This is a genomic window from Streptomyces sp. NPDC024687 (genome assembly GCF_055559055.1).
On record NZ_JBVHLJ010000002.1, the window covers coordinates 718,632 to 729,461 of the forward strand.

Here is a 10,830-nt window from a genome sequence, read left to right on the forward strand (position 1 = left end):
CGGCAGGAGATGCCATGCGTTCCCCCGTCATTCCGCTGACCTGGCACATCGTCCGGTCCTCCGGCCGCCGTGGCCTGCAGAGCCGGCTGCTGGCGGCCGGCGCGGCCGCGGTCGGCACGTTCGTCCTGCTGGTCATCGTCGCCGCCGCCCTCGGCTCCGGCGCCCGCGCCGACCGCACCGCCTGGCGCACCCCCGAACCCGCGAAGCACGGCACCGCGGTCCAGGCGCTCGCGACGACATACGTCCGCCACGAGCCGGTCACCGTCGTCTCCCTCGCCCACCTGCCCGGGCGCAGCGGCACCCCTGCACCGCCCGGCCTGACGTCCTTCCCGGCGAAGGGAGACGTGTACGTCTCCCCCGCCCTGGCCTCACTGCTGCACGAGCTGCCCGCGAACCAACTGGCCGACCGCTTCCCGAAGGTGCCCTCGTACGGCACGATCGGCGCCGCCGGTCTGGCCTCGCCGGACGAGCTGGTGGCCGTCGTCGGGCGTGCCCCGACCGATCCCGCGGTGTCCAGAGCGGCCGAGGGGTCCACGGTCTCCGACATCGATCAGGCGGCGCGTGCCGAGATCACCGGCTTCTCGGGCACCCACGCGAGCCTGTTCACCGCCTACGACCAGCAGATCGCCCTGGTGGGTGTGGCGCTGCTGGTGATGCCGGTGGTGGTCCTCGCGGCGGCCTCCGGACGGCTCGGCGCGGCCCGGCGCGAGCAGCAACTGGCCGCGCTGCGACTGGCCGGGGCGACCCCCCGGCAGATCATCGGCATGACCGCGCTGGAGACCGCGGCGCTCGGCGCGGCCGGTGCCCTGACCGGTGCGGCGCTGTACGCGGGACTGCTGCCCCTGCTCGCCGAGATCCCGTTCGGCATCGGGGGTTGGTACGTGAGTCAGCTGTGGGTGGGGCTGCCGTGGCTGGCGACGGTCGTCGTGGCGGTCACCGGACTCATCACTCTCAGCGCGGTGTCGATGCTGCGTCAGGTGGCGACCTCGCCGCTCGGCGTCGCCCAGCAGGCCGACCCGCGGCGGACTCGGATCATCCGGCTCGTCCTGTTCGTCGTGGTCCTGCTCTATCTGTGGAGTTCCACGGGCGGCGGGCAGCTGTCGACCCGGCAGGTGATCGGTCTGCTGCTGCTCTTCTACGGAGCGTTCTGGCTGTTCGGGCCGTGGGTGGTGGACCGGCTCGGCCGACTGGTCGGCCGCTTCGCCCGGGGCCCGGCGACCCTGCTGGCGGGCCGTCGTCTGAGCGACGACCCGCGCGGTGCCTGGCGTACGGTCAGCGGTCTGGTGCTGGCCGGGTTCGCGGCGGGGTTCTTCGCCGTGAGCATGGTCGGCATGGACGGCTCGGCCCACCGGGACCAGGTCGCGGTGGCCGGTGCGCATGCCTCCCAGGTCCGTACGCTGCTCCGTGACGCCGGTGTCACCGCCACCGTCGACACGGTGGGCGAGGACGACTGGGACGGGCTGCTGAGCGGCACACCGGGCGTGATAACCCACATATCCGGCGGCGGCCGGGCCCGTCTCGACACCGCCGTCACCGCGTTGACGGCCGCGAACCCGGCGCGGGCGCCCCTCACCCAGGACTACGTGACGGCGGGCGACCGTACCGCCATCGGCCGCTTCGCCGAGGTCAGCACGGCGACTCTGGCGCTGAGCTTCCTCGTCGCCACGACCTCGGCCGGCCTCACCGCCACCGCGGGTGTCCTGGACCGGCGCCGGATCTACGGCCTTCTCCGCCTGGCCGGCACTCCCCTCAAGGTGCTGGACCGGGCTCGCGTCCGCGAGACGGTGATCCCCCTGGTCGTCCTGGCCGGCGGCACCACCGCCGTCGGCGTCTACGTCTCCTACCGCCTCAACCAGGCCGTCGGCGCCTCGATCAATATGACGGGCGTCCTGGAACTGTCCGTGTGCGTGGCCGTGGGCGCGCTGGCGATGTTCGCGGCGATCGGCGGCAGCAGGCCGTTGCTGCGGAGAGTGACGGAGGACGCGGCACGGAGCGCGGACTGAGGCACAGGCCGGAGCGGCTCCGCTGCTCGGAGGCGGGGCCGAGGCTTACGAGCCGGCTCCCGCCAGAGCGGCGGGCGCGTCGGCCGACCGGACGACCATCAGCTCCCGGCCCGGCGTGACTCTCCGACGGAGGAAGTGCCGGCCACGAGTCGGCTCCCGCCAGAGCGTGGGCGCGTCGGCCGACCGGACGACCATCAGCTCCCGGCCCGGCGTGACCCTCCGACGGAGGCAGTGCCGGCCACGAGTCGGCTCCCGCCAGAGCGTGGGCGCGTCGGCCGACCGGACGACCATCAGCTCCCGGCCCGGCGTGACCCTCCGGCCGAGGCAGTGCCGGCCAGGAGCAGGCCCCCGCCCGAGCGGCGGGGCCGGTCGGCCGCCCCACCGTCGGCTCCCGGCCCGGCATGGACCCGATGGCGTCCTCGCGCCGACTCGGGAACTGATGCGAAGCACCGGCCCTGACCAGGACACTGCCCGCCCTCGAACCGGCACCGGGCCCGACCGTCACCCTCCGGCCGGGCCCGGTGCCACAACCCCGTCCCGTCCCGTTCCGCCCCGTCCACAGCGCCATCGCGCCCGCCCCTCCCTGAGGCATGATCGACCCATGACGAGCCCCTCCCCACCGGCCGTGCCCATCCGTGTGCTGATCGCCGACGACCAGGACATGGTCCGTACCGGCTTCCGTTTCTTCCTGGACGCGCAGCCGGACATCACGGTGGTCGCCGAGGCCGCCGACGGGGAGACGGCGGTGCGGCTGGCCCGGGAGGTGCGGCCCGATGTGTGTCTGCTGGACATCCGGATGCCGAAGCTGGACGGGCTGGAGGCGACCCGGCTGCTGGCGGGGCCCGAGGTGGCCGATCCCCTGCGGGTGGTCGTGGTCACCACCTTCGACCTCGACGAGTATGTCTACGGCGCGCTGCGCGGCGGTGCCTGCGGGTTCCTGCTGAAGGACTCCGGGCCCACCCTCCTCGCCGAGGCGGTCCGTGCCGCCGCGGCCGGTGACTCGCTGGTCTCTCCCTCGGTCACCGTGCGCCTGCTCCGGCACCTCACGGAGGGCCCGGGGCCCGCGCCGGTCGTCGCGGCCCGCCCCGCACCGGCCACCGAACCCCTGACCGACCGTGAGCTCGACGTGGTCCGCCGGGTCGCCCTCGGCCGTACGAACGCCGAGATCGCCGCCGAGCTGTACGTCTCCCTCTCCACGGTCAAGACCCACCTGTCCAGCGTCCAGCTGAAACTGGCCGCACGGAACCGCGTCGAGATCGCCGCCTGGGCCTGGCAGCACGGGCACGCGCGGCCGGAGAGCTGAGTCACCCGTTCTTCTTCGCCTCCAGCAGTTCTTCCAGCCGGTCGAACCGCTCGTGCAGGGCATGCAGCGTCCGGGTGCCCACAGAGTGCAGGCGCTTCTGCTCCCGCCCCACGAACCACGTGGCGAGCGCCGCCGTGACCATGCCGTACGTCGTGATCCCGACGACCATGACCACCGTGCCGACGACCCGGCCCCACCAGGTGACGGGGTAGAAGTCGCCGTATCCGACGGTCGTGGCCGTCTCGACCGACCACCACAGGGCTTTCGGGTAGGACGTGAGGTTGGCGCCGCGCGCCCGCTCCTCGGCGACGAGCACCGCCCAGGAACCCGTCAGCATCACCGCGAGGAGCACGAGGGTCGCACCGCCCGCCGCCTTCATATGGAGCGAGCGCCCCTCCCGGCCGAGCATCAACCCGACGGCCCTGACGAGGAATCCGGGCAGCATGCTCACTCCTGGCAGTCCGCGGGCAGGGGCGGGGCGTACCGGGCCAGTGTCACCGCCGGGAGGGCGCCCGGCACCTCGGGCAGGGCGTTCGAGTCGCGGTTTCCAGGACAAGCTGATCATCGGACGGCACAATGGCGGCAACGGCCGCAGGCGCGAGAAGGAGCACAGTCGTGAGCGAGAGCCACACCTCGTCGGGTGCGTCGGCGAGGCTGAACACAGGTGTGGCGCACAACGCGCGCGTGTGGAACTACTGGATCGGCGGCAAGGACAACTACGAGGTCGACCAGCGGGTCGGCGACCACGTCGCCGGGATGTTCCCCATCATCCGGGAGATCGCCCGCGCGGACCGCTGGTTCCTGGGCCGCTCGGTGCGCTTCCTCGCCGAGGAGCAGGGCATCCGGCAGTTCCTCGACGTCGGCACCGGGCTGCCGACGGTGGACAACACCCACGAGATCGCCCAGCGCATCGCGCCCGACTCACGGATCGTCTACGTCGACAACGACCCGATCGTCCTCGTCCACGCCCGCACCCTGCTGACCAGCACCCACGACGGCGTCACCGACTACATCGACGCCGACGTCCACGACCCGGCCGCCATCCTCGAACGGGCCGCGGGGACCCTGGACTTCAGCAAGCCGGTCGCGGTGATGATGCTCGGCATCCTCAACTTCGTCCTCGACACCGACGAGGCGCGCAGGATCGCGCGCGAGATCATGGCCGCGATGCCCGCCGGCAGCCATCTGGCCCTGACGCACCCCACGTTCGACGCCGACCTCGGCGGCGAGGGCCAGATCCCGGCCATGAAGTTCTGGAACGAGAACGCCACTCCGCCGATCACGGCCCGCAGCGGCGAGGACATCGCCACCTTCTTCGAGGGACTCGACCTCCTCGAACCGGGCCTGGTCTCCTGCTCGCAGTGGCGTGCCGAGTCCGACTCCCCGGCCGTGGTACCGCAGTTCGGCGCAGTGGCCGTGAAACCCTGACGCGGGATCCGATCGGCCGAGCCCGTCGTGGAGGACGTATGACCACCCTTGCCGACCCCGTCCCCGGAGGCCGTCCCGGGGACGTGGACCGGGCCACCGCACTGAGCGAGGAGCTGTCTGCGAAGGGTGTGCACGGCGTGGTCCTGGCCTATGTCGACACCGCGGGCATCTGCCGGGTGAAGACGATCCCGACGGCGAAGCTGCCTTCCGCCGCGGCCTGGGGCGTGGGCATGTCGCCGGTGTTCGACACCTTCCTGGCGAACGACTCAATCGTCACCACGGACACCCTGGGCTCCCCCGACGGCGATCTGCGCCTGTACCCCGATCTCGACCGGCTCGTGGCACTGGTCGGGCAGCCCGGCTGGGCATGGGCGCCGGTCGACCGGATCACACAGGAGGGCGAGCGCCATCCGGGCTGCTCCCGCACGGTCCTCAGGCGGATCGTCACCGAGGCGGCCGAGCGGCACGGGATCACCTTCAAGGCAGGCATCGAGATCGAGTGGGCGGTGGGCCGGGGCCCGGCGGCGGACGGTGACTTCGTGCCCGCCGTGTCGGGACCGGCGTACGGCGCCACCCGGCAGGTGGAGCTCGGCGACTACGCGGCCGACCTGCTGGCGGCCTGCGCCGAGCAGGGCATCGAGGTGGAGCAGCTCCACCCCGAGTACGCGGCCGGGCAGTTCGAGATCTCCACGGGCGCGCTGGACCCGGTGGCGGCGGCCGACGTCAGCGTCCTGGTACGGCAGACGATCCGGGCGGTGGCCCAGCGGCACGGGCTCGTCGTCTCCTTCGCCCCCGCGGTCTTCGCGGAAGGCGTCGGCAACGGCGGCCATCTCCACCTCTCCGCCTGGCGCGACGGCGAGAACCTGCACTCGAGCGGCAAGGGCCGGTACGGCATGACGCCCGAGGCCGAGTCGTTCGTCGCGGGTGTCCTCGCCCACCTGCACGCACTCGCGGCCCTGACCGCGCCGAGCCCGGCCAGCTATCTGCGCCTCAAACCGTCCCAGTGGGCCGGGGTGTTCACCGCCTGGGGCCGTGAGGCCCGGGAGGCGGCGGTCCGGATCGTGACCGGCACGGCGGGCCAGACCCATCGGGCCGCGAACCTGGAGCTGAAGCCGGTCGACCTGGCCGCGAACCCGTATCTCGCGTTCACCGGTCTGATCGCCGCCGGACTCGACGGGCTGACCTCGGCCCTGCCGCTGCCCAGGGAGATCACCGGGGATCCGGCCCTGCTCCCCGCCGAGCGGGCCGCCGCCATGGGCGTACGCCGGCTGCCGACCTCCCTCTCCCAGGCGGTCCGGGCCTTCCGCGCCGACGAACAGCTGCGGGCCGCGCTGGGCCCGGTTCTCGCCGACGCCGTGGTCGCCGTGCGCTTCGGGGAGAGCGATTCCGTGGCCGAGCTGGACGACGAGCAGATCGCGGCGGCGTACCGCTGGAAGTACTGAGCATGAGCGGAGCTGTCCACGAGGCCCTCGCCGCCGCCCGGCTGGTGGACCACCACTGCCACGGGGTCGTCACCGACGGACTCGACCGGACGGGCTTCGAGTCGCTGCTCACCGAGGGCACGGTCTGGGCCGGGATCTCCCCGTTCGACAGCCCGGTCGGTGTGGCGGTCCGCCGCCACTGCGCACCCCTGCTGGACCTTCCCCGCCACGCGCCGCCGGACGCCTACCTGGCCCGCCGTGCCGAACTCGGCCCGTACGAGGTCAACCGCCGCTTCCTGACCGCCGCGGGCACGGAGGTGTTCTGCGTCGACACCGGGTACGCGCCGGACCGCATCACCTCGCCCGGGGAGCTGGCCCGGATCGCGGGCGGCACGGCCTACGAGGTCGTACGGCTGGAGAGTGTCGCCGAGGCGGTGGCGGCGCGGGGCGTGGAGCCGGGCGCGTACGCCGACCTGTTCCGGGCGGCCGCTCTGGAGGCCGTGGGGCGGCCGGGTGTGGTGGCCGTGAAGTCGGTCGCCGCCTACCGCACCGGCTTCGACCTGGATCCGGCGCGCCCCTCGGACGCGGAGGTCACCCGTGCCGCCGCCGACTGGCTCGCTCGAGGTGGCCGACTGGCCGATCCGGTTCTGGTACGGCATCTGCTGTGGACCGCCGTGGACCTGGGGCTGCCGCTCCAGCTGCACACCGGGTTCGGCGACAGCGACATCCGGATGCACCGGGTGGACCCGACCCACCTCACGGACTGGCTGCACCTGACCGCGGGCACCATCCCGGTCCTGCTGCTGCACTGCTGGCCGTACCAGCGGCAGGCCGCCTATCTGGCCGCCGTGTTCGAGCAGGTGTACCTGGACGTGGGTCTGACCCTGCACTACGTCGGCCCGGCGCGGTCCCGGGCGATCCTGGCGGAGGCGCTGGAGATCACGCCGTTCCGCAAGCTGCTGTACAGCTCCGATGCGTACGGAGTGGCCGAATTCCATCTGCTCGGCGCACTGTCCTTCCGGCAGGGCCTCGCCGGTCTGCTCCAGGAGCGGGTGGACGCCGACGAGCTGAGTCTGCCGGACGCGTTGCGCGTCGCGGCCTGGACGAGCGGCGACAACGCCCGCCGTCTCTACGGGCTTCCCGCCCCGGTTCCCGTCCCACCAGGCGAGCGCGACTGAGCGCCCGCTGTCCCCGGAAAGTATGATCTAGCAATGTCTGACTTGACCGATACCACGCCCGGCTGGCTGAGCGCCGACGATCTCGAGCACGCGCGCGCCCGGATGCCCATCCTGTACGTCGAGGCCGTACCCGTGCGCGTCGACGACAGCGGCGAAGTCACCAGCGTCGGCCTGCTGCTGCGCATCGGACCCGACGGAACGGTCAGCCGGACTCTCGTCTCCGGCCGCGTTCTCCATCACGAGCGGGTCCGGGACGCCCTGCTGCGTCACCTGGAGAAGGACCTGGGCCCCGTGGCACTGCCCCGGATCCCGTCCTCACTCCAGCCGTTCACGGTGGCCGAGTACTTCCCCACGCAGGGGGTCACGCCGTTTCACGACCCGCGTCAGCACGCCGTGTCCCTCGCCTACGTCGTCCCGGTGACCGGCGACTGCCGGCCCCGGCAGGACGCGCTGGACCTGGTGTGGTTCAGCCCGCAGGAAGCCCTGTCACCGGCGGTGGCGAGCGAGATGCCCGGCGGTCACGGGGTGCTGCTCAAGCAGGCGCTGGCCCACGTGGGCTGCGCGATCTGAGGCGGCCGGTCAGTCGGTCTCCTTGCGCTGCGTCGTGCCGGGCTCGCCGCCGTCCCGCGTCCACTCGACGACCAGTTCGTCCTTGCTGCCGAAGCGGACGAGGTGGCTGCCGACGACGTTCTCCAGGAGATCGAGGTGCTCGGACTCCGTCTCCAGTGTGAGCAGCAGGGCGTCCTCGGTGGCGGTGAGGGAGCCCTTGCCTCCGTTCTGGAAGAGCAGGGTGCCCTCACCGCTCTCCTCGTCCCAGGTGGTCCGGCTGCGACGCCCGAGGTGTGAGGCGAGCTGCTTGGCGTAGCGGTGCGGCCGGTCGGTGGCGACGCGGGCTTCGGAGCGGGGCATGGGAACTCCCAGGAGTGCGAGGGCGCGGTACGGACTCGATGCTGCCGCAACACCGGCCGCCCCACGCCCATTCCGCACCCCTCGCGCCCCGTGAAGCGGAAGTGCGGACTATGCGCGGGTCGCGTTCGTCATGGAGAACTCGTCGGCCTCCGCCAGGTCGAAGTCGCCGTGGTCGCTGCCCAGGCCCTGCGCCACCAGTGCCGCCGCGGCACTGCCCAGGACGGCCGCCTCGCGTGGCGTGCGGCCCAGGCTCATCCCGCGCAGGAAGCCCGCTGAGAAGGCGTCGCCGCAGCCGGTGGTGTCGACGACCTCGACCTCGAAGGCGGGGACGGTCTCCGTGGCCTCGGCGGTGACCAGGAGGGCACCGTCGCCACCGCGGGTGACCGCGACCAGGCCCACCCCGCCGGCCAGGAACTTCTTCGCGCCGGTGACGACGTCCTGTTCCTCGCTGAAGCCGAGGACCTGGTCCTCGTTGGGGAGCAGGAAGTCGACGTACGGGAGCAGCGGTTCGATCTGGTCGAAGGTGCCGAGCGCGCCCGGGGCGAGGAGGTCCACCGAGGTGACCACGCCGTGCTCCTTGGCGTGCGCCAGGATGCGGGCGGCGACGTCGGCGCCGATCAGCTCGGGGCCGCCCAGGTGCAGGTGGCTCGCCTCGGCGACCGCGTCCCAGGGCACGTCGTCCAGGCCGTAGGTGATGTTGGCGCCGAGCAGGTGGAGGGTGGGGCGGTCACCGTTGGGCCGGATGGGCAGCACCGTCGCGGAGGTGGAGGTGTCGATGCGGCGGACGAGCAACCCGGTGTCGATCCCGGCCTTGTCGAGGAGCTGGGTGAGCAGGTCGCCCGTCGGGTCGGTGCCGATCGCCCCGGCGGTGCGCACCGAGGCGCCCAGCTTGGCGAGGGTGAGGGCGGTGCCCGCGGCCGTGCCGGCGGCGGTCATGCGGATGTCCTCGACCAGGGTCGCGCCCTGGCCCTCGGGTATCTCCTCGACCGGCCGGACCAGGACGTCCAGCACGTGCACGCCCATGGTGACGACGTTCATCGGTTCCCCTCCTGCGCGGATGGTGCGGAATCTGCGGATTGCGTGGTGCCGTAGTTGCGGGCGAGGGCGGCCTCGATCACCGCGATCTGCTGCTGTTCGTCGAGGACACGGGGCTGCCCCAGGGCGGCCGCGCGCTGGTAGACACCGCAGGCCCACTCCAGGAGCAGTCCGTGCTCGACCGCTTTGTCGAGGGTCGGGGCGTGGGTGACGGCTCCGTGGTTGGCCATCAGGGCGGCGCCCCGGCCCTCCAGCGCGGTGAGGACGGACTCGGCGAGGTCGGGGGTGCCGAAGGTGGCGTACGGCGCCACCCGGACGGTGCCGCCTAGGGCCAGCAACTGGTAGTGGATACACGGAAGTTCGTCGAGGACGAGGGAGAGCGCGGTGGCCATCGGGGCGTGGGTGTGCACGACGGCGGCGGTGCCGTAGCGGCGGTAGACGCCCAGGTGGAGGTCGAGCTCCGAGGTCGGCAGCAGACCTCCGGCGACGATCTCGCCGTCGAGGTCGACGACGGTGACCTGGTCCGGGGTGAGCTCGGCCAGGACCGCGCCGGTCGCGGTGATCGCCACGCGGTCCTCGACACGGACGCTGACGTTCCCCGCCGTACCGATGAGCAGTCCCTCGGCCCCCAGACGGCGGCAGGCGTCCGCCACGGCGGCCCGCTCCTCGCTCAGCACCGGGCTTGAGTCGGTCATGCGCGCGACGCTAACCTAAACCTGAAACAAAGTCACGTTCACGTTCGGAGGTTGTCCCGTGAGGTGGTCACGTGGGTGAGCGGAGGTCGTGCCGTGGCTGAGTCCGCCCCGGACGCCGACCCGGCCGCATGGATCGCCTCCCTGCGCCGCACTCCCCAACAGGCCCGCAGCCGGGCCCGGTTGGCCAGGGTGCTCGAAGCCGCGGAGCGCATCCTGGTCGAGGAGGGCGTCGAGTCGCTCACCACGACCCGGATCGCTTCCGAGGCGCGGGTGTCGGTCGGCTCGCTGTACCAGTACCTGCCCGACCGCGGGGCGATCATCGAGGCGCTCGCGGCCGGTTACTTCGCGAAGCTGGAAGCGGCGATGGACGCGCTCGTGGAGGCCGCGGCCGCCGAGCGCTGGGAGGACCCGGTCGGTGTCCTCGTCGACGCGTACGCCGAGATCTACCGCAGCGAACACGGCTTCCGCGCCCTGTGGTTCGGCAGCGGACTGACCGAGCGGACCCGGGCCGCGGACCGTGAGCACAAGCTCCGGATGGCCGACGGGATCCGCCGCATCCTGCTCGCGCTGCGTCTCGCCGAGGACGACGAGACCCTCGCCCGCGTCTGCCACGCCGCGATCCTCACCGCCGACGCCCTCGCCCAGGAGGCCTTCCGCCGGGACACGAAGGGGGACACGGCGCTGCTGAAGGAGTCGAAGATCCTGCTGCGCGGATATCTCACGGACATCGCGGCGCGGTACGGACCGTCCTGACGTCGTCGGGACAAAGGCGGGCGCCCGCGCGGGCGTTGCGCAGGAGGTGAGCCGCCCTCATGAACTCCGGCGCGGCCGGACCGGGTGGCACCGGCGCACGAGGCC

At 72.6% G+C, this 10,830-nt stretch carries 11 protein-coding genes; 7 read left to right on the top strand and 4 right to left on the bottom strand.

Translation table 11 applies throughout. The annotated features are described in order from the left end of the window. Positions 1–14 precede the first annotated feature (14 nt). The gene (locus ACZ39I_RS10010) at positions 15–2,003 is read left to right on the top strand and encodes an FtsX-like permease family protein (RefSeq protein WP_467243964.1); all 1,989 of its coding nucleotides are present in this window, start codon (positions 15–17) and stop codon (positions 2,001–2,003) included. A gap of 601 nt (positions 2,004–2,604) precedes the next feature. Continuing rightward, entirely contained in the window at positions 2,605–3,306 is a 702-nt protein-coding gene (locus ACZ39I_RS10015; protein WP_467243965.1) for a response regulator, read from the top strand. 1 nt (position 3,307) lies between these two features. Here ACZ39I_RS10015 and ACZ39I_RS10020 read toward each other — a convergent pair whose 3' ends face one another. Beyond that, positions 3,308–3,751: a potassium channel family protein gene (locus ACZ39I_RS10020; protein WP_467243966.1), complete on the bottom strand. Its 444-nt coding sequence runs from the start codon at positions 3,749–3,751 to the stop codon at positions 3,308–3,310. A gap of 170 nt (positions 3,752–3,921) precedes the next feature. On the opposite strand from ACZ39I_RS10020, the gene ACZ39I_RS10025 reads away from it, so the two are divergent. Genes ACZ39I_RS10025 through ACZ39I_RS10040 form a run of 4 tightly spaced genes read left to right on the top strand, consistent with a single transcriptional unit; the run spans position 3,922 to position 7,903 of the window. After that, on the top strand, positions 3,922–4,734 hold the full coding sequence (locus ACZ39I_RS10025) for an SAM-dependent methyltransferase (RefSeq protein ID WP_467243967.1): 813 nt from the start codon (positions 3,922–3,924) through the stop codon (positions 4,732–4,734). A gap of 38 nt (positions 4,735–4,772) precedes the next feature. Further along, positions 4,773–6,176, top strand: a complete 1,404-nt coding sequence (locus tag ACZ39I_RS10030; RefSeq protein WP_467243968.1) for a type I glutamate--ammonia ligase — start codon at positions 4,773–4,775, stop codon at positions 6,174–6,176. A 2-nt stretch (positions 6,177–6,178) separates the two neighbouring features. Beyond that, a complete protein-coding gene (locus tag ACZ39I_RS10035; protein WP_467243969.1) occupies positions 6,179–7,333 on the top strand; it encodes an amidohydrolase family protein in 1,155 nt (384 codons plus the stop codon). 33 nt (positions 7,334–7,366) lie between these two features. Then, a complete protein-coding gene (locus tag ACZ39I_RS10040) occupies positions 7,367–7,903 on the top strand; it encodes an NUDIX hydrolase family protein (protein ID WP_352380614.1) in 537 nt (178 codons plus the stop codon). A gap of 9 nt (positions 7,904–7,912) precedes the next feature. On the opposite strand, the gene ACZ39I_RS10045 is transcribed toward ACZ39I_RS10040, so the two are convergent. The 3 genes from ACZ39I_RS10045 to ACZ39I_RS10055 all read right to left on the bottom strand — a co-directional run bounded on the left by ACZ39I_RS10045 (position 7,913) and on the right by ACZ39I_RS10055 (position 9,972). Next, positions 7,913–8,242 carry a DUF2218 domain-containing protein gene (locus ACZ39I_RS10045; protein WP_403663184.1) on the bottom strand — a complete coding sequence of 110 codons (330 nt, stop codon included), beginning with the start codon at positions 8,240–8,242 and terminating at the stop codon, positions 7,913–7,915. Between the two features lie 108 nt (positions 8,243–8,350). After that, complete coding sequence (locus ACZ39I_RS10050) at positions 8,351–9,280, bottom strand: carbohydrate kinase family protein (RefSeq protein WP_467243970.1); 930 nt, start codon at positions 9,278–9,280, stop codon at positions 8,351–8,353. After that, positions 9,277–9,972, bottom strand: coding sequence for a class II aldolase/adducin family protein (locus ACZ39I_RS10055; RefSeq protein ID WP_467243971.1), 696 nt, complete (start codon positions 9,970–9,972; stop codon positions 9,277–9,279). The genes ACZ39I_RS10050 and ACZ39I_RS10055 overlap by 4 nt, the downstream gene beginning before the upstream one ends. 93 nt (positions 9,973–10,065) lie before the next feature. Here ACZ39I_RS10055 and ACZ39I_RS10060 point away from each other — a divergent pair, with 93 nt between their 5' ends. Further along, entirely contained in the window at positions 10,066–10,725 is a 660-nt protein-coding gene (locus ACZ39I_RS10060) for a TetR/AcrR family transcriptional regulator (RefSeq protein ID WP_467243972.1), read from the top strand. Positions 10,726–10,830: the final 105 nt, after the last annotated feature.

What these genes read in the sequence shown, in the direction of transcription:
- ACZ39I_RS10055 (WP_467243971.1), bottom strand. Translation starts at nt 9,972, where the DNA reads ATGACCGACTCAAGCCCGGTGCTGAGCGAGGAGCGGGCCGCCGTGGCG.
- ACZ39I_RS10030 (WP_467243968.1), top strand. Translation starts at nt 4,773, where the DNA reads ATGACCACCCTTGCCGACCCCGTCCCCGGAGGCCGTCCCGGGGACGTG.
- ACZ39I_RS10015 (WP_467243965.1), top strand. Translation starts at nt 2,605, where the DNA reads ATGACGAGCCCCTCCCCACCGGCCGTGCCCATCCGTGTGCTGATCGCC.
- ACZ39I_RS10045 (WP_403663184.1), bottom strand. Translation starts at nt 8,242, where the DNA reads ATGCCCCGCTCCGAAGCCCGCGTCGCCACCGACCGGCCGCACCGCTAC.
- ACZ39I_RS10020 (WP_467243966.1), bottom strand. Translation starts at nt 3,751, where the DNA reads ATGCTGCCCGGATTCCTCGTCAGGGCCGTCGGGTTGATGCTCGGCCGG.
- ACZ39I_RS10040 (WP_352380614.1), top strand. Translation starts at nt 7,367, where the DNA reads ATGTCTGACTTGACCGATACCACGCCCGGCTGGCTGAGCGCCGACGAT.
- ACZ39I_RS10050 (WP_467243970.1), bottom strand. Translation starts at nt 9,280, where the DNA reads ATGAACGTCGTCACCATGGGCGTGCACGTGCTGGACGTCCTGGTCCGG.
- ACZ39I_RS10010 (WP_467243964.1), top strand. Translation starts at nt 15, where the DNA reads ATGCGTTCCCCCGTCATTCCGCTGACCTGGCACATCGTCCGGTCCTCC.
- ACZ39I_RS10035 (WP_467243969.1), top strand. Translation starts at nt 6,179, where the DNA reads ATGAGCGGAGCTGTCCACGAGGCCCTCGCCGCCGCCCGGCTGGTGGAC.